The following is a 24,455-nucleotide window of genomic DNA, read 5'->3' on the forward strand; positions in this document are numbered from 1 at the left end:
AACAACGGAAAGCGACGAACCGGCTCAGGACCCGCCGAACCAGTTATAGCCCTGGTTCTCCCAGTAACCGCCGGGATATTCGTTCGTCACGGTGATGGCAATGATGTGCTTCGGATTCTTGTAGCCGAGCTTGGTCGGCATGCGCAGCTTCATCGGGAAGCCGTACTTCGGCGGCAGGACCTGACCGTCGTACGTCAGCGTCAGAAGCGTTTGCGCGTGCAGCGCGGTCGGCATGTCGATGCTGGTGAAGTAGTTGTCGGCGCAACGGAAGGCGACGTACTTCGCCGTCGTGTCGGCGCCCGAGCGCGCGAGGAAATCGGCGAACCGCACGCCGCCCCATTTGCCGATCGCGCTCCATCCCTCGATGCAGATATGTCGCGTAACCTGGCTTTCCTGCGGCAGCGCACGCAGTTCTTCGAGCGTCCAGACGCGCTTGCCCCGGGCAAGACCGCCGACCTGCAACCGATACGTCGAAGCATCGACCTCCGGCACTTCATCGATGTCATAGAACGCATTGAACGGAAATGGCCGCGTGATCATCGACTCGGGATACGTCGGCGCGAGCTTGTTCGGATCGAAGAGCAAGGCCTGCGCGTCGTCGTTGAACGACGACATCTTGCGCAGCATCGCGTTGACGGATTTATCGCTGGTGAGATCGCAGCCCGACAGCATGGCGAGACCGCCGAGCGTCAGGATGCGCTTGCCGAAGAGACGCCGCGCGGGCGCCTTCAATTCCTTGCGGGCATCCTTGATGATCGAATCGGCATCGAGACCGGAGCCGCCCGAGAAAATCTTGCGAATCGACATGAATCAACGTCCCCGAATCATCAGCAGCAGCGAGCGCGGCACGAGCGCCACCATCACGACATGCAGCACGAAGAAGGCCACGAGAAAACTCATCGCGAGGAAGTGCACGACGCGCGCCGAGTCGTAACCGCCCATCAGCGTGCGCAGCAGCGGAAACTGCACCGATTTCCACACCGCAAGCCCCGACAGAATCACGATCACGATGTCGGCGATCACGGCGAGATAGGCGAATTTCTGCACCGCGTTGTACTGCGCGAGATCATCGTGGGAGAGCTTGCCGCGCAACGCGGCCAGCGCATCGGCGATCACGCGCTTCGGGCTCACGGGCCACAGCTTGCGGCGAAAGCGGCCGGTCGCGACATTCAAGGCGATATACACGGTGAAGTTCGCGACCAGCAGCCACATCGCCGCGAAGTGCCATTGAAGCGCGCCGCCGAGCCAGCCGCCGAGCGTGATGCTCGCGGGAAACGTGAACGATTTGAAGATTGGCGACGCATCGTAGATCTGCCAGCCGCTCGTCACCATCACGACGACGGCGAGCGCGTTGATCCAGTGCGTGATGCGAACCCAGCCGGGCTGGACGGTTTGCTGACCCAAGCTTGCCTCTTCGTAGGTTGAATTGCGGAGGTGCGATCTGGAGGAAATTTTAGCGACGCGACTCTGATGAACGCATGACTGCTCGATGACTTTTTTGTCATGAATGCGCTCGCTGGGCTCGCTAGAATGGGGGGTGTACGCCGTTTGATGTTTTTGCGCTTCCATGGAACTTGTTTTCTTTGCGGTTTATTTGCTCTGCCCCTGTCCGGGGCGGGACTCACTTTCTTTGCTGCTGCAAAGAAAGTAAGCAAAGAAAGCAGCTTTCCACCGCCAGCCCTAACCCGTGTTCACTCGCGCTTGAAACGGAGTGGTTCAACCGGGGGAGTGTCGTTAGCGGGGTTTCAGCGTTGTTGGCATGTAGACAAGGCGCGCGCGTCGCACCGCCACACGAAGTGGACCAGCAGTCATTCATCCGTCTTGGCACTTCGTGCCCGACGACAGGTCTACAAAGCAGTGGTTATTTGAAGTATGCAGCAAGCACGAACGAGCAACGTAGCGATGGGTTTCTGTTTTGCCTGACGGGTGAGCGCGTAGCGCGAGGCCGGATGCATGACTGCTGGTCCACTTCGTATAGCGGTGCGACGCCCGTACCTTTTCTACATGCCAACAACGATGAAACCCCGCTAAGGACACTCCCCCGGTTGGACCACTCCGAGCGAGCGGTCTGGAGGCGCATGGCAAGGATTGGCGGTGTGAAGCTGCTTTCTTTGCTTACTTTCTTTGCAGCAGCAAAGAAAGTGAGTCCCGCCCCGGACAGGGGCAGAGCTAATAAACCAAAAACAAAACAAGTTCCATAGAAGCGCAAAAACATCAAACGGGTGTAACCCAAAACCGACCCATGACCATTCTAGTAATCGAAGACGACCGCAAGACCGGCGACTACCTGAAGAAAGGCCTGACCGAGTCCGGCTACCAGGTAGACCTCGTCCGCAACGGCACCGACGGTCTGCACCAGGCACTCGCGCACCCGTACGAACTGATCGTCCTCGACGTCATGCTCCCCGGCATCGACGGCTGGCAAATCATGTCGGCGTTGCGCGCGAAGCGTGACCTGCCCGTCATCTTCCTCACGGCACGCGATCACGTGACCGACCGCATCCACGGTCTCGAACTCGGCGCCGACGACTATCTCGTCAAGCCGTTTTCGTTCACCGAACTCGTGCTGCGCATCCGCACGCTGCTGCGTCGCGGCGTGGTACGCGAGGCAGATGTGTTCCAGGTCGCCGACCTGCACGTCGACGTGCTACGCCGGAAAGTCACGCGCCAAGGCCTCGACATCGCGCTCACCAACAAGGAATTCGCGCTGCTGCATCTCTTTTGCAAGCGACAGGGCGAAGCGCTCTCGCGCACGCTGATCGCATCGGAAGTGTGGGACATGAATTTCGACAGCGACACGAACGTGGTCGACGTCGCCATCAAGCGGCTGCGCGCGAAGATCGACCAGCCGTTCGATATCAAGCTGATTCACACCGTGCGCAGCATCGGCTATTCGTTCGGGGAGAATCCTTGAAGACGGAGCGCATGAGAGCGCCCTCGCGCTCGCTCGCCGTTCGCATCACCGGCCTCTTTGCGCTGATCGTGTGCGTGGTCGTCGGGATGGTCGGCGCGTCGCTCTATGACGCCACGAATTCCGCGCTGTCCACGCGGGCGGACTATCAACTGATCGGTCGCGTCGAACACTTTCGATCGCTCCTGCATGACATGTACACGATCACGCAGATCGAATCGCGCCCGCGTCTCTTCGAAACGATGCTCGGCGACCGGCAGGACGTCATCATCTTTCGCCGCGCCGGCGTCGCGCCGTTCATCAACGTCAATCCGGAACACAGGCCGTTGCCGCCGCTCACGCCCGTGCCGGTCACGAGTCCGGTCACGCTCGACGCGCTCTACGAAGGCAAGAGCGCCGACGGCGTGAGCATGCGCTGGGTCGCCGCGCAGGCACGGATCGGCGCGAGCGGCGAAATGGTCGAGATCATCGCCGCGCACACGATGACGCAGGAAGCACGCGTGCTCTCCGCCTACCTGGTGCGCGTGTGGATCACGGTGATCGGCGCGGTGCTGGTGACGGTGCTGCTCGCGTACTGGGTGTCGAGCCGCGGACTGAGGCCGGCAAGGGCGATGGCCGCCAAAGCCGCCGAGATCACGCCGGACCGGATGTCGGCACGGCTCGATGTCGCGAACGCGCCGGCCGAACTCCAGAGTCTCGCGGAGTCGTTCAACGCAATGCTCGATCGCCTCGCGACGGGCTATCAACGATTGCTGCAATTCTCCGCGGACCTCGCGCACGAAGTGCGCACGCCGATCGGCGTGTTGATCGGCCAGACGCAGGTCACGCTCGCGCACACGCGCAGCGCCGCCGAATATCGCAGCGTGCTTGAATCGAATCTCGAAGAGCTGGAACGGCTCGGGCGGATCGCGCAGAACATCCTCTTTCTCGCGCAAGCCGATCACGAAGCGCAGCAGATCGAGCGCACGCGCCTCGTCATCCGCGAGGAGCTGGAGACGATACGAACCTACTTCGAAGGCATCGCCGACGAACGGCAGATCACGTTCGAAGTTGCCGCCGAAGGCGAAATGGTTGCACATGCAATCATGTGCCGGCGGGCGATCGGCAATGTCGTCGTCAACGCGGTGCGTTATGCGACGCCGGGCACCGTCGTGCGCCTGTCGGGCCGCGCGGACGCGGAAGGCGCGAGTATCGTCATCGGCAATCAAGGCGAGCCGATCGCGGCCGACGTGCTGGCGCGCCTCTTCGACCGCTTCTATCGCGGCGATGCGGCGCGCAGTGAATTCACGGAATCGAGCGGACTCGGGCTCGCGATCGTGCAGGCCATCATGCACCTGCACGGCGGACATGCGTCGGCTACGTGCACGCGCGACGGATGGATAGAATTCACGTTACGCTTTGCCAACTCCGACGCCAATACGACCCTCAACCCGTAGCCGCGACGATGCAACTACTCGACCACGTTTCCATCGGCGTGCCCGATCTCGACGCTGCGCGTCCCTTCTACGACGCGATCATGCGCGCGCTCGGCGCAGCCAAGGTGTATGACATCGAAGGCGCTTTGGGCTATGGCGAGCGCTGCGACGCGAACGACACCGCATCGACGTATCTCGCCGTGTACGAAGACGCCGGCGCCATCGGCGAGAACAAACGGCACTGGTGTTTCAAGGCGGCGTCGCGCGCGGCGGTCAATGCGTTCCATCAGGCCGGGCTCGAACACGGCGGGCGCTGCGGCGGCGCGCCCGGCCTTCGGTCGGACTACCATCCGCACTATTACGCCGCCTTTCTCTTCGATCCCGCCGGCAATCGCGTGGAAGCGGTCTGCCACGCACGCGCGTAATCAGGCACGCCGCGCGGCGCACACCGCATCGAGCGCTCGTTCCTGACCCAGCGCGAGCAACCCGTGAATCTGCGCGACCACGGCCGCGCCCTCGCCGACCGCGGCGGCCACGCGTTTCGTCGATGCGGAGCGCACGTCGCCGATCGCGAACACGCCCGGCACGCTGGTTTCGAGCGCGGGTGCGCCCGGCGGCTGGCCTTCATGGGCCTCGGGTCCGGTCAGCACGAAGCCCTTGCCGTCGACGTTCACATTGCAGCCGGAGAGCCACGCGGTATTCGGATCGGCGCCGGTGAAGAGAAACAGATGCCGCACCGGAAACGCAAGCGGGCCGTCTGGCGTCTTGCAGTTCACCGCCGTCAGCCCGCGCTCGTCGCCATCGAGCGACGTGATCTCCGTGCGCGCATGCAAGGTCACGTTCGGCAACGAAGCGAGCCGGTCGATGAGATAGCGTGACATGCTCGACGCGAGCCCCCTGCCGCGAATCAGCACATGCACGTGCGCGCAATGCGACGCGAGGTAGACGGCGCCCTGCCCGGCCGAATTGCCGCCGCCGACGAGCACCACTTCCGAGTCCTTGCACAGCTTGGCCTCGACCGGCGACGCCCAGTAATACGTGCCGCGCCCCTCGAAGCGTTCGAGCCCTTCGATCGTGGGCCGCCGGTACGCGGCGCCGGTCGCGATCACGACCGTGCGCGACGACACGAGCGCGCCGTTCATGAGTTCGACCTGGATCGGCGCGCGGTCGCAGTGCAGCGCCTTGATCTCGCTGGGAATCGCGATGTGCGCGCCGAATTTCTGCGCCTGCACGAACGCGCGGCCGGCGAGCGCCTGGCCGGAGATGCCGGTCGGAAAGCCGAGATAGTTTTCGATGCGCGAGCTTGCCCCCGCCTGACCGCCGGGCGCGCGGCAATCGAACACGACCACCGACAGCCCTTCGGATGCCGCGTACACCGCCGTCGCGAGTCCGGCCGGCCCCGCGCCGACGACCGCGACATCGTAGATATGCGCCGGGTCGAATTCCGGCAGCCAGCCGAGCTGCGACGCGACCTGGTTTTCATCGGGCGCGCGCAGCACCGTGCCGTCCGGGCAGATCACGAGCGGGAAATCGGCCTTCGACGCCGAGATGCGCTCCAAGAGCGCGATCGCGTCGGGATCGGCGCACGCGTCGATCACGGTATGCGGATAGCCGTTGCGGCGCAGGAAGCCTTGCAGCGCGACGAGCTTGCCGTCGTCGGACTTGCCGAGCAGCACCGGCCCGCTGCCTTTCTCGATCAGGCCGACGCGCCGCAGGATCAGCGCGCGCATGATCTTCTCGCCGAGTTCCGCTTCGGCGACGAGCAGCGCCCGCAGCCGCTCGGGCGGAATCACGATGCCTTCCACGTGATCGAGCGCGTAGCCGTCGACGAGACATGGCTTGCCCGAAAGCTGCGCGATCTCCGCAAGGAACTGGCCCGGCGGCTGGTCGATGATCAGGTGCACGTTGCCGATCGCGTCGCGCCGGTTGATCCGCACGTGGCCCTCCAGCACGACGACCATGCCGCGCCCGACATCGCCCATCCTGAACATGCTCTCGCCGGCCTTCCATTGCTCGATCGTGCCGAAGCGGCGCATGCGCATGATTTCGGCATCGGTGAGCTTCGGAAACATCTGGTGCGCGCGCGTTTCGAGCGGGGAAAACGGCGCGTCCTCGCCCGCGCTGCCGGGCGCGGAGTTCGTCCCGGTCGGCATCACGTTGGGATCTTCCTGTGGCGTGTCGCGAGAATCCCAGGTCATCACACCGGGGTAAAGTTCGCGTGACGGCTCACCGCCCGTACCTGTACTCATGCGCGATCTCCATGTGGAAAACCAGCTTCTTGCAGGGATGCGGAACCTGACGAGGCTTTGACGGGCCACGGGCACATCGCGGCCATCTCGCTGACTTCCGCGGTCATCACGGGGTCGCCGCCAAATTCAGTAAGCGGTGCGACCTCGAAGCCGGCGAGACGCCACGCGTCGAGGCCGCCGGTGAGCGGCACGACGTCTCTGAAACCCGCGTTGCGCAAGGTCTTCGCCATCCAGGCGGCCGAAACTTCGTTCGGGCACGAGCAATAGATGACGATCTTCTGCGCCGGGTCGTACTCCAAGATGATCTTCTGAAGTTCGCGTTCGTCCGCGAACACGGAGCCCGGAATCGTGAACGGATCGAGCATGCGCTTCTCGCGCGAACGGATGTCGAAGATCGTCGGCAGCGGCTTGTCTTCCATCAGCGCGTAGAGTTCCTCGACGGTGAGGCGCGCCTTTTCGAGCGTCGCCATCAGCGCACGACGGCGCCACCAGCGATACGCGATGTACGCCGCGAGCAGCACCGCCACGACCATGATCGCCTGCCGGCCGAGTCGCGCGATCAGCGCGAACAGCATCTCCAGTTCCGCCGCGAACACCACGCCAAGCGCGAGCCCGACCGCCGCCCACAGCGCGATGCCGGCGCCGTCGTGCGCGATGAAGCTGCGCAGGCGCACGCCCATCGCGCCCGCGAGCGGCACCGACACCAGCGACAGCCCCGGAATGAACTTCGCGACGAGCAGCACGCGCACACCCCAGCGGCCGAAGAAGCGCTCGGTTTTCTTCACGCACGTATCGCGCGAGAGCGAGAGCTTGCAGATGGTCTTGAGCGTGCGGTCGCCATAGCGCCGGCCGCCCTGGAACCAGACGAGATCGCCGAGCACGCCGCCCGCAACCGCAAGACACAGCATGCCGAGAAGCGGCAGCATCACGCCGGTGCCGCGCAGCGACATCACCTCGACGGATGCACCGACGACGATCAGCGTCGGCAAGGCGGGCACGGGCAGCCCGAGGGCCGCGCCCAGAACGTTGACGAAGACGATCGCCGGGCCAAACCGATCGACAAGGTCATGCAGCAACATGGAAGTCTCCCGCACACGAGGTGAAGTGGCGTAAATCGAGGGTGACGAAGGGGCTTTTTGCGATGTGCGCGAGAGCGCGGTCTGACTTCACGCGCCGATGCAGGCCGGTGCCGAACCGGCTTCGTCACATTAAAGAGATGAGTGTAGCGCGGATTGCGGCAAGGCACCTTGGACCGCGCCCGAAGGCCGGCGCCGCAAGAGTTGCGGCGCCGTGTGGAGTGAATGCTTAATGCCTGACGAGCCTTAAGCGACGCGCGCTCGGATGTTCAGCCACGCTCGTCGGCGAGATAGGCGCGGATCACGTCGGCGAAGGTCTTGTCGCCTTGCAGGCCGAGCTGTGTCGCGCGGGTCGTGTCCCACGCGCCGGGCCAGCTTCCGACGATCTTCTCGACGCGCTCGTCGCGCTGCCAGTCGATGCGCGCGACGGCCTCTTCGCCCGCTACTTCGCGCAGCGCCTCGACCATCTCGTTCACGCTCACCGACAGGCCCGGCAAGTTCACCACTGGCCGATTGCCGAGCGCTGCACGATCGATTTCGAGGCCGGCGATCAGCGCTTCAATCGCGCTTTTCGGCGACAGCAGCCAAAGGCGCGTTTCGCCATCGACCGGGCACACGGCGCGCTCGCCGTTCAGCGGCTCGCGGATGATACCGCTCGCAAACGACGAAGCCGCCGCGTTTGGCTTGCCCGGACGCACGCTGATGGTCGGCAGGCGCAGCACGCGGCCGTCGACGAAACCGCGTCGTGCGTAATCGGAGAGCAGCAATTCGGCGATTGCTTTCTGCGTTCCATACGACGATTGCGGATTGAGCGCGGTGTCGTCCTGCACGATCTCCGGCAGCACGCCGCCATAGACCGCCACCGAGCTCGTGAACAGCACGCGCGGCGCGTGGCCGAGCGCGCGGCACACTTCGAGCAGCAGGCGCGACGCATCGAGGTTGATGCGCATGCCGAGGTCGAAATCCGCTTCCGCCTGCCCGCTCACGATCGCGGCGAGATGGAAGATGGCTTGCGTATCGGTATCGATCACGCGCTCGAGCACACTGCGATCGGCGATGTCGCCGGTTTCGACGCGCACGCGCTTATCGCTGAAATCGTTCGCGCCCACGACGTCGAGCAACACCAGTTCGGTGACCGGCTGGCCGTTCAGTTCGTTGCGATCGAGGAGACGGCGCGCGAGGCGCTGTCCAAGGAATCCGGCGCCGCCGGTAATCAGGATTTTCATGGTCTTGTTCACGCACGCAGGTTATGCACGTTGCAGATACGGTTTGAGCCAGCCGAGGCCAGCGGACGTCGCCGCACGCGGACGATATTCGCAGCCGATCCAGCCGTCGTAGCCGAGCGAATCGATCAGGTCGAACAGATACGGATAGTTGAGTTCCCCGATATCGGGTTCATGCCGCTCCGGCACGCCCGCGATCTGGATATGGCCGACGCCCGCGTTCGGCCGCTTCATGTCGCGCTTGAGTTTCACCGCGAGGTCGCCTTCGACGATCTGGCAGTGATAGCAGTCGAACTGCACTTGCAGGTTCGGCGCGCCGACTTCGTCGCAGACCGACTGCGCGTCGTCCTGGCGATTCAGGAAGAAGCCGGGAATGTCGCGCGTGTTGATCGGCTCGATGACGATCGTCACGCCTGCCGGTTTCGCCGCGCTCGCCGCCACTTCCAGGTTCTTCAGGTAGACCGCGCGATGCTGCTCGCGCGACTGCCCGGGCGCGATCAATCCGGCCATCACATGCAGCTTCGTGTTGCCGAGCGCGGCCGTGTATTCCAGCGCTTTATCGAGCGCGCGGCGGAACTCGTCCTCGCGTCCCGGCAGCGACGCGATGCCGCGCTCGCCCGCCGCCCAGTCGCCGGGCGGCGCGTTGAACAGCGCCTGCGTCAGGCCGTGCTCGTCGAGGCGCGCCTTGATGTCGGCGGCGGGGAAATCGTAGGGGAACAGGAACTCGACGGCCTTGAAACCGTCCTTCGCCGCGGCGGCGAAACGGTCGAGGAACGCGTGCTCGTTGTACATCATCGAGAGATTGGCGGCAAAGCGGGGCATTGCATCGACTCCTTGATGGGTTCAGCGATTGACGAGTTTCGCGGGCGTGAAGTACACGGCGATCGACCCGATCACGAGCATCGCGGCGAGCACGTACATGCCGGTGGCGGTGCTGTGCGTCAGGTCCTTCAGATAGCCGATCATATACGGGCTGGCGAAGCCGGCGAGATTGCCGATCGAATTGATGATCGCGATCCCGGCGGCGGCGGCAGCGCCCGACATGAACGCCGTCGGCAGCGACCAGAAGAGCGGCGCGCAGGTCAGCACGCCAGCCGCCGCGAGCGACAGCGCGATGATCGATACCACCGTGTTGCCCGCGAACGAAGCCGCGATCGAAAAGCCGATCGCCGCGGCCAGCGCCGGCACGATCAGATGCCAGCGGCGCTCGCGATGCTTGTCCGCGCTATGGCCGAGCACGTTCATCACGACGATCGCCACGAGGAACGGAATCGCGCTGAGCAAACCGATGTTGAACGCGCCGGAGACGCCCGTCGACTTGATGAAGGTCGGCATCCAGAACGTCAGGCCGTACTGGCCGGTCACGAACGCGAAGTAGATCAGCGACATCCACCACATGCGCTTGTCGGCGAATACCGCGCGCAGCGAATGCTTCTTGCCGTCGCCCGCGTGTTGCGGTTGCGCGGCGATTTCGTCTTCCAGCAGGCACTTTTCGCGCTCGCTCAGCCACTTCGCGCTGCGGATGTTGTTGTCGAGATAAAGGATGGTTGCAATGCCGACCAGGATCGCCGGAATCGCTTCGATCAGGAACATCCACTGCCAGCCGGCGAGGCCCTTGTGATCGGTGAAGCTCTGCATGATCCAGCCCGACAGCGGATTGCCGAAGATCCCCGACACCGGAATCGCCGACATGAACACCGCGACGATCTTCGCGCGCCGGTGCGACGGGAACCAGTACGTCAGGTACAGGATCACGCCGGGGTAAAAGCCGGCTTCGGCCAGACCGAGCAGGAAACGCAGCACGTAGAACTGCGTCGGCGTCTTGACGAACACGAAGCACGCCGAGAGGATGCCCCAGGTAATCATGATCCGCGCGATCCAGATGCGCGCGCCGATCTTGTGCATCAGCATGTTGCTCGGCAATTCGAACAGGAAATAGCCGAGGAAGAAGATGCCGGCGCCAAGGCCGAACACGGTTTCGCTGAACGCGAGGTCCTGCGACATCTGCAGCTTCGCAAAGCCCACGTTCACGCGGTCGAGATACGCGACCACGTAGCAAAGCATCAGGAACGGCACGATGCGCCAGAACACCTTGGCGTAGGTGCGTTTCGTTTCTTCGGCGTCCGGCAGCGCGCTGGCGGATACGCGCGTGCCGCCCGGCAGCGCTTGGTCAAGGCTCATTTACTAGTCTCCAGGAGGGAATGTCGTGTGGCGTGTTACTACCAGCGCGCGTTGAACGTCGCGCGCAAATCCTCGATGGCCGCTTCTTCGAGCGGCTCGGGGCGCGGCGTGGTCAGCAACCACAGCCGCGCGGTTTCTTCCAGCTCTTCAAGCGCGTAAGACGCCTGTGATACCGATCGCTCCCAGACGACCGGCCCGAGCCGTTCCAGCAAGACGCCGCGCACCTTCGACGCGAGCGCCGCCACTTCTTCCGCGACGGCCGGATCGCCCGGCCGCCGATAGCGAATCAGCGGTATGTGGCCGACCTTCATCACGTAGTACGGCGTGATCGGCGGCAGCACATCGGTGTCGCGCCAGACGCCCGCGAGCGTCAGCGCGACGAGGTGCGTCGAATGCGTATGGACGACACCGTGCGCATCGGCGTTGTTCTCGTAGATCCGGCGATGCAGCGCCAGGGTCTTCGACGGCCGGCCACCGGAAACGTGATTGCCCGCACGATCGACTTTCGCGATTTCGGCCGGGTCGAGGCGGCCGAGGCAGACATCGGTCGGCGTGATCAGCCAGCCATCGGACAGGCGCGCGCTGATGTTGCCCGCGCTGCCGACCGTGTAACCGCGCTGGTACAGGCTCGCACCCGTCACGCAGATTTCCTCGCGGATGCGGTTTTCGTCGTTTGTCATCGCCATCGTCATCGTCACGCGGTTCCGTCGAGCGATTTCAGCGCCTTCGCGAAGAAGTCCGTCGTGCCGAAATTGCCCGATTTCAGCGCAAGCGCGAGCGGCGCTTCGTCGCTGCTTGCGCCGATGGATTGCGTCGCGGGCACGCCCGGATCGATCTGCGGTCCGATGCGCAGCGACTTGACGTCGAGCGCCTGTACGACTGCGCCGGACGTCTCGCCGCCCGCGACGACGAACTTGCGCACGCCGAGATCGCGCAGTCCGCGTGCGATCGATGCCAGCGCCTCTTCGACCAGATGTCCCGCCTTCTCGACGCCCAGTTCCTTCTGCACCGCCTTGACTTCATCGGGCGAGGAGGTGGCATAGATCAGCACGGGCTGGCCGGCATGCTCTTTCGCGAACGCGATCGCCTGTTCGACGACCGGCTCGCCGCGCGAGAGCGCCATCGGATCGACCCGAAAACCCGGCTTGCTGGCGCGCCATTCCGCGACCTGCGCATTGGTCGCCTTCGAGGCGCTGCCCGCCAGCACGACCGCCTGACCTTCGATCTTCGGCAGGTCGGCGGCGTGTTCGACGTCGGCAAGTTGGCCGAAGTTTTTCGGCAGGCCGAGCGCGATGCCCGAGCCGCCGGTGATGAGCGTCAGCGCAGCGCACGCGTCGCCGAGCACGTAAAGATCGGCGTCGGAAACGGCATCCGCGATCGCCAGCCGCACGCCTTCGGCGCGCAGCGCCGCGATCTTTTCACGCACCGCATCCGCGCCCTTCGCGATGACGTCGTAGCGAATCAGCCCGACTTTCGATTTCGTCTGACGCTGCAGGACGCGCACGAGATTCGGGTCGGTCATCGGCGTGAGCGGATGATTCTCCATGCCCGATTCGTTCAGCAGCACGTCGCCGACAAACAGATTTCCGCGATAGATCGTCCGACCGTTCTCCGGGAACGCCGGACACGCAATCGTGAAATCGTCCTTCAGCGCATCGAGCAACGCATCCGCGACGGGGCCGATATTGCCTTTGTCGGTGGAATCGAAGGTCGAGCAGTATTTGAAGAGAAACTGCCGGCAGCCCTGCGCGCGCAGCCATTCGAGCGCGGCGAGCGATTGCGCGACCGCCTCCTCAGCGGGAATCGTGCGCGACTTCAGCGCGACGACCAGCGCATCGGCTTCGATCCGCGTGCCGGCGGCGGGCACGCCGATCGTCTGCACCGTGCGCATGCCGCCGCGCACCAGCATGTTGGCGAGATCGGTGGCGCCGGTGAAGTCGTCGGCGATACAGCCCAGCAGCGCTTGCGTCGTCACTTGGGTCATCACTTCGCTCCTTTCGGCACATCGATCCCCGGGAAAATCTTGATGACGGCGGAATCGTCCTCGCCGCCGTGTCCGGCCGTCGACGCCATCATGAACATCTGGTGCGCCGCCGCCGAGAGCGGCAGCGGAAACTTCGACGTGCGCGCGGTATCGAGCACGAGGCCCAGGTCCTTCACGAAAATATCGACGGCGGAAAGCGGCGTGTAGTCGCCTGCCAGGATGTGCGGCACGCGGTTCTCGAACATCCACGAATTGCCGGCGCTGTGCGTGATGACGTCGTAGAGCGCATCGGGATCGACGCCTTCGCGCAGGCCGAGCGCCATCGCCTCGGCGGCGGCGGCGATATGCACGCCCGCGAGCAGCTGGTTGATGATCTTGACCTTCGAGCCCGCGCCGTGCGCGTCGCCGAGCCGGTAGACCTTGCCCGCGATCGCGCCGAGCACGTCTTCGCAGGCGGCGTAGGCGGCGGCGGGGCCGGAGGTCATCATCGTCATCTCGCCCGATGCGGCACGGGCCGCGCCGCCCGAGACCGGCGCATCGATCATCTGCAGGCCCGCCGCTTCGACGCGCTTGCCGAGATCGATGGCGAAGGTCGGCGAAACCGTGGCACAGGCGATCACGACGCTGCCCGGCTTCATCGACGAAACCGCGCCCGGGCTTTGCTCCGTGCCGAACAGCACGGCCTCGGTCTGCGCCGCATTGACGACGAGCGTCACGACCACGTCGCATTTGCCGCCGAGTTCCGCCGGCGTCGCGCACGCGATGCCGCCTTCCGCCGCGAAGGCGTCGAGCACTGGCGCGCGGACGTCGCACGCATGGACCGCGAAGCCCGCGCGCAGCAACGAGCGCGCGACGCCGAGGCCCATTGCGCCCAGGCCAATGACTCCCACATTTCTGGACATGTCGTTTCTCTTCTGAGTGAAGCGTTAGCGGATGCCGGCTTCCGCCAGGCGGCGAGCGGCGTTGTAGAGATGGGTCGTGGCGGCGTTGCGCGCGGCCATCGGGTCGCCTGCGCGAATCGCGGCGGCAATCGCGGCGTGCTCCTCGCGAACCTGCCGCGAGAAGTCTTCGCGCAGCGCCTCGTTCTTGCGCGTGACGATCGTGCCGGCTTCGAGATACTGATTCAGAAAGGTGAGCGTTTTCAGGAAGTACGGGTTGCCCGTCGCATTCGCGATCGCGCGATGGAACGCGACGTCTTCGGCCACGCCGTCTTCGCCATCCGCGACGGCGGCCTCGATCTTCGCGAGCGCGGCGTCGATGGCGGCCATTTGCGCGTCGGTGCGGCGCATCGCGGCTTCCGATGCCACTTCGGCCTCGATCGCCCGCCGCAGCGCGAGAATCTGCACGACCGAGCCGGGCTCGACGGCCTCGGCGTAATCGATCCGCAGCGGCCGGATGCCCGCGCGCTCGACGACGAACACGCCGCTGCCCTGCTTCGGCTCGACCATGCCCTCGTTCTTGAGACGCGAAATCGCCTCGCGGATCACGGTGCGGCTCACGCCGAATTCCTGCGCGAGCACTGCTTCGGTCGGCAGCTTGCCGCTTTTGGCGAAGCTGCCTTTTTCGATTTGCTTCTGTAGCTGCTGCGCGACCGTGTCGCTCAGCGCCCGGACCGGGATTTTCTCGAACATGAAGCTCGCCGATGCTTGTTAGGTGATAAGGTCATCATACAAATTTTCAGCGCGAACGACCTATCCGAAGTAACCCTTACTCCGTTTTAGCTACGGGGTGCGGTCAGCGGGCGAGCGGCTCGTCGATGAGGGCGAGCGCGTCGCGTATTTCGGACGCGTCGCGCGGTCTGACGACCCGCGTGATTTCCTTGCCGTTCAGCATGAAGACGAGTGTCGGCCAGAGCTTCACGCGGAAAGAACGGCCGAGCGCGCGGCCGCTGCCGTCCTCGATTTTCAGATGGCGCACGTCGGGATGATCGTGAAACGCCTGCGCGATCAGCGGTTGGGCGGCGCGGCAGAAACCGCACCAGTCGGTGCCGAACTCGACGACGGTCGCGCCGGTGAGGTCGTCGATGTCGGCGCGCGGCGGTTGGGATGTCGCGTAGCGGGTGGTCATTGCCATGTCGTTCGCTTCCTCGATCGGTGGTGCCCGTCATTACAGCAGAGGTGCACAAAGCTTGCCTGCCCCGGCGGCGGCGCACCGCTCACTGCCCGAACCCCGTCAGCCCGACCACGCTCCCCACCGCGAGCAGCCACAACGGATGCACCTTCGTCCGGTACGCCAGCACCGCGACGACCGCCGTGATCGCGCCGAGCATCCATGTCCGGTCGGACGCCTCCGCGATCAACGCCGCGCTCGCCGCGACGAGACCGGCCGTCATCGGCACGAGACCGGCTTGTATGTATCGGCGCCACGGCCGGTCCTTGAAGCGCTCCCACGCGTGCATCGCCGCGACCGTCACGAGCGACGACGGCCCGAACTTCGCAATCGACGTCACGATCACGCCCGGCCAGCCGGCCACGTGCCAGCCGATCAGCGTCACGACCATCATGTTCGGCCCGGGAGCCGCCTGCGCGAGCGCGAAGAGCGCGGAGAAATCGGCCTTCGACATCCACTGATGCACTTCCACGACCTGTCGCTGCATCTCGGGCAGGATCGTGTTGCCACCGCCGAACGCCAGCAGCGACAACTGGCTGAAGATCGCGGCGAGCGAGACGAGATCGTGGTTCATCGGCGCACCTTCCACGCGAGCAGGATCGAAACGGGTGTGAGGACGAGCATCGTCGGGAGGAGCGGGAAGCGCAGCAGCGCGATCGCGATAAACGCCAGCACGGCGATCAGCGCCATCTCCGGCTTCTTGCGCAACGGCCACGCGATTTTCACGGCCATCGCAACGAGCAGCCCGGCGGCTGCGGCCGCGAGCCCGGCGAACAGATGCGCGACGTGCGGGTCCTGATGGGTGCGTTGATACAGCACGCCCAGCGCGATCACGATGAGCGACGGCCCGACGATCAGCCCGAGCAGTCCCGCCAGCGCGCCGGGCACGCCGCGAAAGCGCATGCCGATTGCAACCGACAGGTTGATCACGTTGCCGCCCGGCAGGAACTGGCACAGGCCGAGCAGTTCGGTGAATTCGTCGGGCGCGAGCCACTTGCGGCGCTCGACGATCTCGCGGCGCGCCAGCGGCAGCGCGCCGCCGAACGCCGTGAGGCCGAGCGTCAGGAAACCGGTGAAGATCTGGGCGACCGAGGGAACGTGGGCATGAGGGCGTGGGTGGACGGCGTCGGGCGGCATGGCGGGGCGGCGGCTGGCTCGGGAAAGCCGCAAGCGTAACGCGGAATCCTTGCGCTTTCCAAACGGGTTTCCGCCGTCCGCACCCGTCAGCCCGCCTTCTGCCCGGTGCGCGCGCGCCGTGCCTCGTAGGCTTTCAGATGCGTGTAAGCCGCCGCCAGCACCGATGCCCCTTCGCGCTTCGTCACGCGCCGCGCCAGCAGGTCGCCGACGATATGGTCCGCCTCGATCGCCGCGTTGTTCTCGAGGTCTCGCAGCATCGACGCCGTCAGGAGCGAACCCTTCTCCGTGAACGTCGCATGCGCCCGCGCCGAGGTCTCGTCGCCCGGACGATGGCCGTGGTCCGCCGCGACCGTGCAACATTCGTCGAAGAGTCCGAGCAGCAGCGCCTCGCCGCCGGGCGCCGCGAGAATGTCGCCGATCGGCGCACGCATCAGGCAGGTCCCGGCCGCGAGCGTCGCGAGGAACACCCACTTCTCCCACATCGACTGCAGGATGTCGTCGCTGACCTGGAAGTCGAAACCGGCGTCCGCGAACTCGGCCGCAATCGCCTCGATGCGCGCCGAGCGGCCGCCCGCGCGTTCACCGATGGTCATCGAATGGAGCTGGTTCAGGTGGACGATCTCGCCTTCGGCATCGAGCGTCGCCGCGATCACGCACTGGCCGCCGAGCACCTTGTCCGCGCCGAAATGCGCGTCGAGCACGTCGAGATGGCGCATGCCGTTCAGGAGCGGCAACACAACCGTATTCGGCCCGACCGCGTTCTTCACCGATTCGATCGCGCCTTCCAGGTCGTAAGCCTTGCAACTCAGCAAGATCAGATCGAAAGGCTCGGCAACCTCCTTCGCAAGGACAGTCGGCGGGCATTCGAGCACCAGGTCGCCGTGCGGGCTGCGCAGCTTCAGCCCGCATTGCGCGAGCCGCTCGGCGCGCCGTTCGCGCACGAGAAAGGTCACGTCCCTGCCGGCGTCGAGCAGTCGCCCGCCGAAATAACCGCCGATCGCACCCGCGCCCACCACCAGAATCCGCATGTCCCGCTCCTATACGTGTATTCGTGCATTCATGTTTACGCCTGCCAGACGCCGTAACCCGCTTCCCGCAGACCGATCGCCAGTTCGACTTCCATCTCGCGCGCGCCTTCATACGGCATCGGGTTGTAGACCTCGTAGAGACGCGGCAAAAGCCGCAGCCCGTAGTCGCGCACGAAGCGGTTCGACTGGATGCCGGCCTTGTGCTTGTCGAAGCGCACGTCCGGATCGATGCCCGTCATGCCGACGTAGACGAACGGCATGCCGAGGACATGCTCCGGATTGGCCCGGCGAAAGCGCGCTTCGTTCCAGACCGCATCGGACAGTTCGATCACGTAGACGTAGTAATGGTGACGACGCGGCTTGCGGCCAGGCGCCATGCGTAATCCGGGCACGGGTTGCGGGCGTTCATTCTAGACCGGCGGCGCGCGGCATGCTCGATCGGCAGGCGGGAGCGCGCGGCATGTCAGCCAGACGCGAGCCGAAGTGGTAATCTCGGCTCCGTCTGCGTTCGTGCGCGGCACTCGATTTTTGCGACATGGCCTCGTCCAGACGCCAGGCATGCGTGAAGTGCGCGAGCGCCGCGCCACCCGAAGTCGACTGCCGCACGGGCGCTGCCCCAAGCGACACGTTCCATCCGTTGCGCTGGCCGCCATGCGCCGCCCGCGCGACCGTCATCCGGAGAGATCAGCATGAGCAAGCAAGCAATCGGCGTCGTCGGCCTCGCCGTCATGGGCCGCAATCTGGCGCTGAACATCGAAAGCCGCGGACACGCCGTCTCGGTCTACAACCGCAGCCGCGAAAAGACCGACGAACTGATCGCCGAACATCCCGACAAGAAGCTCGTGCCGGCCTTCACGCTGGAAGAATTCGTCGAGTCGCTGGAGACGCCGCGCCGCATTCTCCTGATGGTGAAGGCGGGCCAAGGCACCGACGCGACCATCGACGCGCTGCGGCCGCTGCTGCAAAAGGGCGATATCCTGATCGACGGCGGCAATACGCATTTCACCGACACCATCCGCCGCAACCAGGACCTCGCGAAATCGGGGCTGCACTTCATCGGCACGGGCGTGTCCGGTGGCGAGGAAGGCGCGCTGAAAGGCCCGTCGATCATGCCGGGCGGCCAGCGCGAAGCCTACGATCTCGTCGCCCCGATTCTCACCGAGATCGCCGCCAAGGCGCCGGACGGCGACCCCTGCGTCGCCTATATGGGCCCGGATGGTGCCGGACATTTCGTGAAGATGGTGCACAACGGCATCGAATACGGCGACATGCAACTGATCGCCGAGAGCTATGACGTGATGAAGCGCGTGGCGGGGTTGTCGAACGAAGAACTCGGGCGGGTTTATGTCGAGTGGAATCAGGGTGAACTCGATAGCTACCTGATCGAGATCACGTCGAAGATCTTCTCGAAGAAGGACGAGGAGACGGGCAAGGACCTCGTCGATGTGATCCTCGATCGCGCCGCGCAGAAGGGCACCGGCAAGTGGACGAGCCAGAACGCGCTCGATCTCGGCGCGCCGCTGCCGCTTATCACCGAAGCGGTGTTCGCGCGCGTGCTGTCGTCGCTGAAGGATCAGCGCGTGGCCGCGAGCAAGCAACTGCGCGGGCCCACGCCGAAGTTCGAAGGCGATCGGCAGGCGTTCATCGAATCCGTCCGGCGCGCGCTTTATCTGAGCAAGATCGTTTCGTATGCGCAAGGGTTCGCGCAATTGCGGGCCGCATCGGACGAATACAAATGGAACCTGCAATACGGCGAGATCGCGAAGATTTTCCGGGCGGGCTGCATCATCCGTGCGCGCTTCCTGCAGAAGATCACCGATGCCTATGCGAAGGACGCCGGCCTCGCGAACCTGCTGCTCGATCCGTATTTCAGCGATATCGCGGCGAAGTATCAGGACGCGTTGCGCGATGTCGTCGTCGCGGCGGTGAAGGCGGGCGTGCCGGTGCCGGCGTTCTCGTCGGCGGTGGCTTACTTCGACAGCTATCGGTCAGAACGGCTGCCGGCGAACCTGGTGCAGGCGCAGCGGGATTTCTTTGGCGCGCATACGTTCGAGCGCGTGGACAAGAAGGGGAGCTTCCACGCGGATTGGGCGTGAGGGTTTGCTGAAGGGTGAAAAGGGCGGTCTCGGTGTGAGACCGCTTTTTTTATTCAGCCGGACGTCGACTTTCGTCACGGCTTTCGGCGTTATTTAAAGACTGGTCGGCAATGCGTTACCAAAACCATCGGTCAAGGCATTACCAACAATATGCTCTCTTACTTTTTCCAGATATTTTCGGTGATATTGCCACGGGACCAACTTGCGTTTCTGTAATTGCCCCACCACGATCCCCGGATGCACATGCAGTCGCTTGGCAAACCCGACAATCTTCTGATCAGTAAATAGAGGATCGACAAGGGCGATAAATGCTTCGAGTTCCGCCTCGGGAACCGAGAATTCCGCCGCCGCCTGATTTGCTCGCGCTTCTATTGAAGAGAGCGCAGCCGCGTCTTCACCTAACATGTCGACCTCCACGATGGGTGTCGCTTGTCCTTCCCCGTGGGCCACATGGTCGAGTTCATGAAGCAACGTATGCCAAAAATTATCAACCCGATCGAATCTAAGCGCGAGCGCTACAACGGGTGCCTCTTTATTCAGCCAGAAACACGCGCCATCAATCTTTGAACCGGACAGCGCTTCGACGATGACCATACGGACGCCCGCCTTGGCGAGAATCGCAGGCACCGCGTGCACGGAGTCAACCAGCTCAAGACAACCGCGCAATTCACCCATCGCCTTCGAAAGCCTCGACTGACTGAACTTGTCTGCAGACAAGGCGCGCGCTATCTTTCCGGCTCGAATCAGCCATGCTACCTGAGCAGTCGAAACGTTCTCATATGAAGCCTTTCGAGCAGCATGGGCAAACTTTGGCGTATCGTCGAATGATGAAACTCCAAAGTAATCCAGAAATTGAGACTCGAGCAGGTCAAGATTCGACGATGATTCGATCCAACCTCGCTTAATCATGTCTCTTACTGGATACAGACTGTATAACTTGGCGCGACGCGTGACCGCGTTCGGTTCTGACCGAACCCTGGATAACTGATACTGACTTTCAAGGTTCATCCAGAATTCCGCGCCCGTGCTAAACGCGTCACCCAACGCCACCGCTGTCTCCGGTGTGATGGCGCGCTTGCCGGCCAGGATTTCGCTGATTACGCGCGAAGGCCGTCCAATAATCTCCGCCAGTTCCACTTGCGACCACCCGCGCGCGTCCAACTCTTCCTTCAAAAACTCGCCAGGCGGAAACACCTGTGCAGCACTCTTGCCCATGATGGCCTCAGAAATCAAACTCAATGGTAATCTTCGATCCCGATAACGACGACAATCTTTCCGGACGCGTTCTTCTTGAATTCCAATATCAAACGCCACTGGTCATTCAGACGCATCGAGTACTGACCTGTGCGATCACCTTTCAATTTCTCGAAGTGAAGCGACTTCAATTCGTAAAAAGCTCGCTCGTCAACCGCTGCACGAATGGCTTGAATTCGCATGCGAAACTTCGTCACGATCGCAACGGCATAACCTCCGGTGAATGCTCCGTCAACCTCCAGCCGTTCGCAGATCGCGCTTCTGTACTCGATTTCCATTTATCTGCTTGACGTCCATACTATCGAATTTACACCTTTACACTAAGTGTAAATTGTATAGCAGGGATCGCGGGCGTACAAGCCGCGATCCCTGCAAGCCGACTTATGAAGGCGGCTGAGTTGCCGCTCGCACCTGACTAGGCTTCCAGCCTCACCCACGTCCCATTCGCCCTGCTGCTCCGCAGCACGGCATCGATGAAACGCAGCCCGGCGACGCCATCCCCCACGTTCGTCAGCAACGCGCTCTCCGCAGGCGGCGAATCGGCGTTGATCGCAGCCTCGATCTGCGACGCCGCATCCGCATAAAGCTGCGCAAACGCCTCAAGATACCCTTCCGGATGACCCGCCGGCACGCGCGTCGCGTGCAGCGCTTCCGCGCCTTGCACGCGACCGCGCGTGATCCGCTCGGCCGCGCCACCCAGCGGCGTCACCCACAATTCGTTCGGGTTCTGCTGGTCGAAGCTCAGGCCCGCCTTCGTGCCATACACGCGCAGGCGCAGCGCGTTCTCCTCCCCCGCCGCGACCTGGCTCGCCCACAGCACGCCGCGCGCCCCGCTCGCGTAGCGCAGCATCGCCTGGACATGATCGTCGATCGGGCGGTTCGGCACGAACGTCGAGACTTCAGCCGACACTTCGGCCGGCCGCATCCCCGTCACGAATTCGGCGAGTTGGTACGCATGGGTGCCGATATCGCCGAGACAGCCCGCCGGTCCCGCCAAGGCCGGATCGGTGCGCCACGCGGCCTGCCGGTTCGACTGATGTTCGAGCGGCAGCGACAGCCAGTCCTGCGCATATTCGACGTTGACGAGCCGCACATCGCCCAGCACGCCTTGCTGGACCAGCGCCCGCGCATGCCGCACGAGCGGATAGCCCGTGTACGTGTACGTGACCGCGAACACGAGCCCTTTCTCGCGCGCGAGCCGGGCAAGCGCCTCGCCTTCATCGAGCGACACTGCGAGCGGCTTGTCGCAGATCACATGGATGCCGGCTTCGAGAAACGCCGTCGCGACCTTCGCATGCAAATGATTCGGCGTGACGATCGCGACGGCGTCGATGCCGTCATCGCGTGCGGATTCCGTCGCGGCCATCTCGCGAAAATCCGCATAGCTGCGCGGCAAGCCGATGCTCGCTGCACTCGCCGCCGCGCGTTCGGGATCGGACGACAACGCCCCCGCAACCAGCTCGAAGCGATCGTCGATGCGCGCCGCGATCCGGTGCACCGCGCCGATGAACGCGCCCTCGCCGCCACCGACCATCCCCAGCCGCAGACGCCGCTTCATGTTCTCGCTCCGATGCCGAGCACGCCGCGCAGTTGCTCGCGACTCGCGCCGCTGCCCGCGAAGTCGTCGAACGCGCGCTCCGCCACGCGGATGATGTGATCCCGGATGAACACCGCTCCTTCGCGCGCGCCGTCCTCGGGATGTTTCAGCGCGCACTCCCATTCGAGCACGGCCCAACCGGGGAAATCGTATTGCGCCATCTTCGAGAAAATCGCCTTGAAGTCGACCTGCCCGTCGCCAAGCGAGCGGAAGCGCCCGGCGCGATCGACCCATCCCGAATAGCCGCCATACACGCCCTGCCTGCCCGTCGGACGAAACTCCGCGTCCTTCACATGAAACGCCTTGATGCGCTCGTGATAGATGTCGATGAACTGCAGGTAGTCGAGTTGTTGCAGCACGTAGTGGCTCGGATCGAAGAGGATGTTCGCGCGGGGATGATTGCCGACCGCTTCCAGGAAGCGCTCGAACGTCACGCCGTCGTGCAGGTCTTCGCCCGGATGCAACTCATAGCAGACATCGACGCCCGCTTCATCGAACGCGTCGAGAATCGGGCGCCAGCGCGCGGCAAGTTCCTCGAACGCCGCTTCGACGAGACCCGCCGGACGCTGCGGCCACGGATACATATACGGCCACGCGAGCGCGCCGGAAAACGACACATGCGCCGACAGCCCGAGCCGCCGCGAGGCCGCCGCCGCATGCTTCATCTGCGCGATCGCCCACTCGGTGCGCGCAGCGGGATTGCCGCGCACGTGAGGCGCGGCGAAGCCGTCGAAGAGCGTGTCGTAAGCGGGATGCACCGCGACGAGCTGCCCCTGCAAATGCGTCGACAACTCCGTGATGCACACGCCCGCATCGCTCACGGTCTGCCGCAACTCGTCGCAATATGCATCGCTTGCGGCGGCTTTTTCGAGGTCGATGAGGCGCGGATCGGCGGGCACCTGGATGCCTTCGAAACCCAGCCCTTTCGCCCACGCGGCCAGATGCGCGAGGTTATCGAACGGCATTTCATCGCCGAGAAACTGCGCGAGAAAGATCGCCGGACCCTTGATGGTTTTCATGTCGCTTGCTCCATGAACAGGCGCGCGTTCGCTGAGAACGCGCTACGCAACGCACGCGAATCAGGCGAACTCAGAACGGCGAGTTCGGATAGTAGAACTGCTTCGCGTTGTCCTTCGTGATCAGCACCGACGGGATGATCGTCGTCGCCGGCAGCTTCTCGCCCTTCAGGCGCGCTTCGGCCGTCAGCTTGATCGCGTCGTAGATGAACTTCGGCGAGTACGAGACGTCGGCCTGCACGCGCGCGTCGCCATCGATGATGCGCTTGACCGCCTCCTTCGACCCCGCGCCGCCGAACACTTCCTTGATGTCGGTGCGCTTCGCCTGGTCGATCGCCTTCAGCACGCCGACCATCATGTCGTCGTCGGCGGCCCACACGGCGTCGATGTGCTTGAAGCGCGTGAGGTAGTCCTGCATCACCTTGAACGCGTCGTCGCGGTTCCAGTTTGCGTACTTCGCGTCGAGGATCTTGATGTCGGGGTACTGCTTCATCACGCCTTCGAACGCGGCCCAGCGCTCGTTGTCGAGCGTCGTCGGAATGCCGCGCAGCGCGACGATGTTGCCCTTGCCGCCCATCTGCTTCGCGAGATACTCGGCGGGGAGCTTGCCGAACGCGGTGTTGTCGCCGGCGACGTAGGCGTCCTGCGCGCTGGTGTCGGTGAGGCCACGATCGACCACCGTCACGTACACGCCCTTCTTCTTCACCTGCGCGACCGGCTGCGTCAGCGAAGCCGATTCGAACGGGAAGATCACGAGCGCGTTGATCTTGTTGACGGTCACGAGATCCTGCAACTGGTTTGCCTGCTCGGGCGCGCCGCCCGCCGTCTTCACGATGACCTTCAGGTCCGGATGTGCCTTTTCGAGTTCCTTCTTGGCCTCGTTCGCCCACCAGACGATGCCACCCGTGAAGCCGTGCGTCGCCGTGGGAATCGCGACGCCGAGGATGACCTTGTCGGCGGCGAATGCGGACGATGCCGCGGTGAGTGCGCTCGTGGCGAGCGTGAGGGCGCCAATCGCGCGAAACATTTTTTTCATGGTGATGTCTCCGGTTTTTTCAGCACGCATCGCGTGCCGGTTGGGTTGGATTAGGTTGGGTGTTGTTGTTTACACCGTCTGATGCACTCAGGCTTCCATGGAACTTGTGTTGTTATCGGTCTATTGGCTCTTGCCCCTGTCCG

General features: G+C 64.0%; 25 protein-coding genes. 4 read left to right on the forward strand and 21 right to left on the reverse strand.

Annotation, left to right across the window (positions count from 1 at the left end):
* Window positions 1–24: 24 nt before the first annotated feature.
* Window positions 25–807, reverse strand: a complete 783-nt coding sequence (locus AWB68_RS21735; RefSeq protein ID WP_087646413.1) for a molybdopterin-dependent oxidoreductase — start codon at window positions 805–807, stop codon at window positions 25–27.
* Between the two features lie 3 nt (window positions 808–810).
* Window positions 811–1,404 (reverse strand): cytochrome b/b6 domain-containing protein, encoded by a 594-nt coding sequence (locus tag AWB68_RS21740; protein WP_235028443.1) that lies wholly within the window; start codon window positions 1,402–1,404, stop codon window positions 811–813.
* Between the two features lie 838 nt (window positions 1,405–2,242).
* Here AWB68_RS21740 and AWB68_RS21745 point away from each other — a divergent pair.
* From AWB68_RS21745 to AWB68_RS21755, 3 genes are read left to right on the forward strand one after another with little or no spacing between them, the layout of a single operon-like run.
* On the forward strand, window positions 2,243–2,914 hold the full coding sequence (locus tag AWB68_RS21745) for a heavy metal response regulator transcription factor (protein WP_087646415.1): 672 nt from the start codon (window positions 2,243–2,245) through the stop codon (window positions 2,912–2,914).
* Between the two features lie 11 nt (window positions 2,915–2,925).
* Window positions 2,926–4,347: a heavy metal sensor histidine kinase gene (locus tag AWB68_RS21750; protein ID WP_087646416.1), complete on the forward strand. Its 1,422-nt coding sequence runs from the start codon at window positions 2,926–2,928 to the stop codon at window positions 4,345–4,347.
* 8 nt (window positions 4,348–4,355) lie between these two features.
* Window positions 4,356–4,751: a VOC family protein gene (locus AWB68_RS21755; protein ID WP_087646417.1), complete on the forward strand. Its 396-nt coding sequence runs from the start codon at window positions 4,356–4,358 to the stop codon at window positions 4,749–4,751.
* Here AWB68_RS21755 and AWB68_RS21760 read toward each other — a convergent pair whose 3' ends face one another.
* The 14 genes from AWB68_RS21760 to AWB68_RS21825 all read right to left on the reverse strand — a co-directional run bounded on the left by AWB68_RS21760 (window position 4,752) and on the right by AWB68_RS21825 (window position 17,690).
* On the reverse strand, window positions 4,752–6,479 hold the full coding sequence (locus AWB68_RS21760) for an FAD-dependent oxidoreductase (RefSeq protein WP_374729595.1): 1,728 nt from the start codon (window positions 6,477–6,479) through the stop codon (window positions 4,752–4,754).
* Window positions 6,480–6,571: 92 nt separating this feature from the next.
* Window positions 6,572–7,651 carry a DedA family protein/thiosulfate sulfurtransferase GlpE gene (locus tag AWB68_RS21765; protein ID WP_087646446.1) on the reverse strand — a complete coding sequence of 360 codons (1,080 nt, stop codon included), beginning with the start codon at window positions 7,649–7,651 and terminating at the stop codon, window positions 6,572–6,574.
* A 269-nt stretch (window positions 7,652–7,920) separates the two neighbouring features.
* Complete coding sequence (gene denD, locus AWB68_RS21770; protein WP_087646419.1) at window positions 7,921–8,877, reverse strand: D-erythronate dehydrogenase; 957 nt, start codon at window positions 8,875–8,877, stop codon at window positions 7,921–7,923.
* A gap of 21 nt (window positions 8,878–8,898) precedes the next feature.
* A complete protein-coding gene (gene otnI / locus AWB68_RS21775; RefSeq protein ID WP_087646420.1) occupies window positions 8,899–9,696 on the reverse strand; it encodes a 2-oxo-tetronate isomerase in 798 nt (265 codons plus the stop codon).
* Between the two features lie 21 nt (window positions 9,697–9,717).
* Window positions 9,718–11,055, reverse strand: coding sequence for an MFS transporter (locus AWB68_RS21780; protein ID WP_087646421.1), 1,338 nt, complete (start codon window positions 11,053–11,055; stop codon window positions 9,718–9,720).
* A 38-nt stretch (window positions 11,056–11,093) separates the two neighbouring features.
* The gene (otnC, locus tag AWB68_RS21785) at window positions 11,094–11,747 is read right to left on the reverse strand and encodes a 3-oxo-tetronate 4-phosphate decarboxylase (RefSeq protein WP_200828758.1); all 654 of its coding nucleotides are present in this window, start codon (window positions 11,745–11,747) and stop codon (window positions 11,094–11,096) included.
* A gap of 2 nt (window positions 11,748–11,749) precedes the next feature.
* Window positions 11,750–13,039, reverse strand: coding sequence for a 3-oxo-tetronate kinase (gene otnK, locus AWB68_RS21790; protein ID WP_087646422.1), 1,290 nt, complete (start codon window positions 13,037–13,039; stop codon window positions 11,750–11,752).
* A complete protein-coding gene (ltnD, locus tag AWB68_RS21795; RefSeq protein ID WP_087646423.1) occupies window positions 13,039–13,941 on the reverse strand; it encodes an L-threonate dehydrogenase in 903 nt (300 codons plus the stop codon). Before ltnD ends, otnK begins: the two co-directional genes overlap by 1 nt.
* A gap of 24 nt (window positions 13,942–13,965) precedes the next feature.
* On the reverse strand, window positions 13,966–14,670 hold the full coding sequence (locus AWB68_RS21800) for a FadR/GntR family transcriptional regulator (RefSeq protein WP_087646424.1): 705 nt from the start codon (window positions 14,668–14,670) through the stop codon (window positions 13,966–13,968).
* Between the two features lie 103 nt (window positions 14,671–14,773).
* Window positions 14,774–15,112: a thioredoxin family protein gene (locus AWB68_RS21805; protein WP_087646425.1), complete on the reverse strand. Its 339-nt coding sequence runs from the start codon at window positions 15,110–15,112 to the stop codon at window positions 14,774–14,776.
* Window positions 15,113–15,194: 82 nt separating this feature from the next.
* Entirely contained in the window at window positions 15,195–15,722 is a 528-nt protein-coding gene (locus AWB68_RS21810; protein WP_087646426.1) for a chromate transporter, read from the reverse strand.
* On the reverse strand, window positions 15,719–16,285 hold the full coding sequence (locus AWB68_RS21815; RefSeq protein WP_087646427.1) for a chromate transporter: 567 nt from the start codon (window positions 16,283–16,285) through the stop codon (window positions 15,719–15,721). Before AWB68_RS21815 ends, AWB68_RS21810 begins: the two co-directional genes overlap by 4 nt.
* An 86-nt stretch (window positions 16,286–16,371) precedes the next feature.
* Window positions 16,372–17,313: a 2-dehydropantoate 2-reductase gene (gene panE, locus AWB68_RS21820; protein ID WP_087646428.1), complete on the reverse strand. Its 942-nt coding sequence runs from the start codon at window positions 17,311–17,313 to the stop codon at window positions 16,372–16,374.
* Between the two features lie 35 nt (window positions 17,314–17,348).
* Entirely contained in the window at window positions 17,349–17,690 is a 342-nt protein-coding gene (locus AWB68_RS21825) for a hypothetical protein (protein WP_087646429.1), read from the reverse strand.
* 312 nt (window positions 17,691–18,002) lie between these two features.
* On the opposite strand from AWB68_RS21825, the gene gnd reads away from it, so the two are divergent.
* A complete protein-coding gene (gnd, locus tag AWB68_RS21835; RefSeq protein WP_087646431.1) occupies window positions 18,003–19,409 on the forward strand; it encodes an NADP-dependent phosphogluconate dehydrogenase in 1,407 nt (468 codons plus the stop codon).
* A 93-nt stretch (window positions 19,410–19,502) separates the two neighbouring features.
* Here gnd and AWB68_RS21840 read toward each other — a convergent pair whose 3' ends face one another.
* From AWB68_RS21840 to AWB68_RS21860, 5 genes are all read right to left on the reverse strand, one after another.
* Window positions 19,503–20,648, reverse strand: coding sequence for a HigA family addiction module antitoxin (locus AWB68_RS21840; RefSeq protein ID WP_235028444.1), 1,146 nt, complete (start codon window positions 20,646–20,648; stop codon window positions 19,503–19,505).
* On the reverse strand, window positions 20,645–20,941 hold the full coding sequence (locus AWB68_RS21845) for a type II toxin-antitoxin system RelE/ParE family toxin (RefSeq protein WP_087646432.1): 297 nt from the start codon (window positions 20,939–20,941) through the stop codon (window positions 20,645–20,647). Before AWB68_RS21845 ends, AWB68_RS21840 begins: the two co-directional genes overlap by 4 nt.
* Before the next feature lie 137 nt (window positions 20,942–21,078).
* Window positions 21,079–22,221 (reverse strand): Gfo/Idh/MocA family protein, encoded by a 1,143-nt coding sequence (locus AWB68_RS21850; RefSeq protein ID WP_235028445.1) that lies wholly within the window; start codon window positions 22,219–22,221, stop codon window positions 21,079–21,081.
* Window positions 22,218–23,279: a sugar phosphate isomerase/epimerase family protein gene (locus tag AWB68_RS21855; protein WP_087646433.1), complete on the reverse strand. Its 1,062-nt coding sequence runs from the start codon at window positions 23,277–23,279 to the stop codon at window positions 22,218–22,220. Before AWB68_RS21855 ends, AWB68_RS21850 begins: the two co-directional genes overlap by 4 nt.
* A gap of 70 nt (window positions 23,280–23,349) precedes the next feature.
* The gene (locus AWB68_RS21860; RefSeq protein WP_087646434.1) at window positions 23,350–24,312 is read right to left on the reverse strand and encodes a substrate-binding domain-containing protein; all 963 of its coding nucleotides are present in this window, start codon (window positions 24,310–24,312) and stop codon (window positions 23,350–23,352) included.
* Between the last annotated feature and the right edge of the window lie 143 nt (window positions 24,313–24,455).

It is taken from the genome of Caballeronia choica (genome assembly GCF_001544535.1).
In the GTDB taxonomy this organism is placed as follows: Bacteria; Pseudomonadota; Gammaproteobacteria; order Burkholderiales; family Burkholderiaceae; genus Caballeronia; species Caballeronia choica.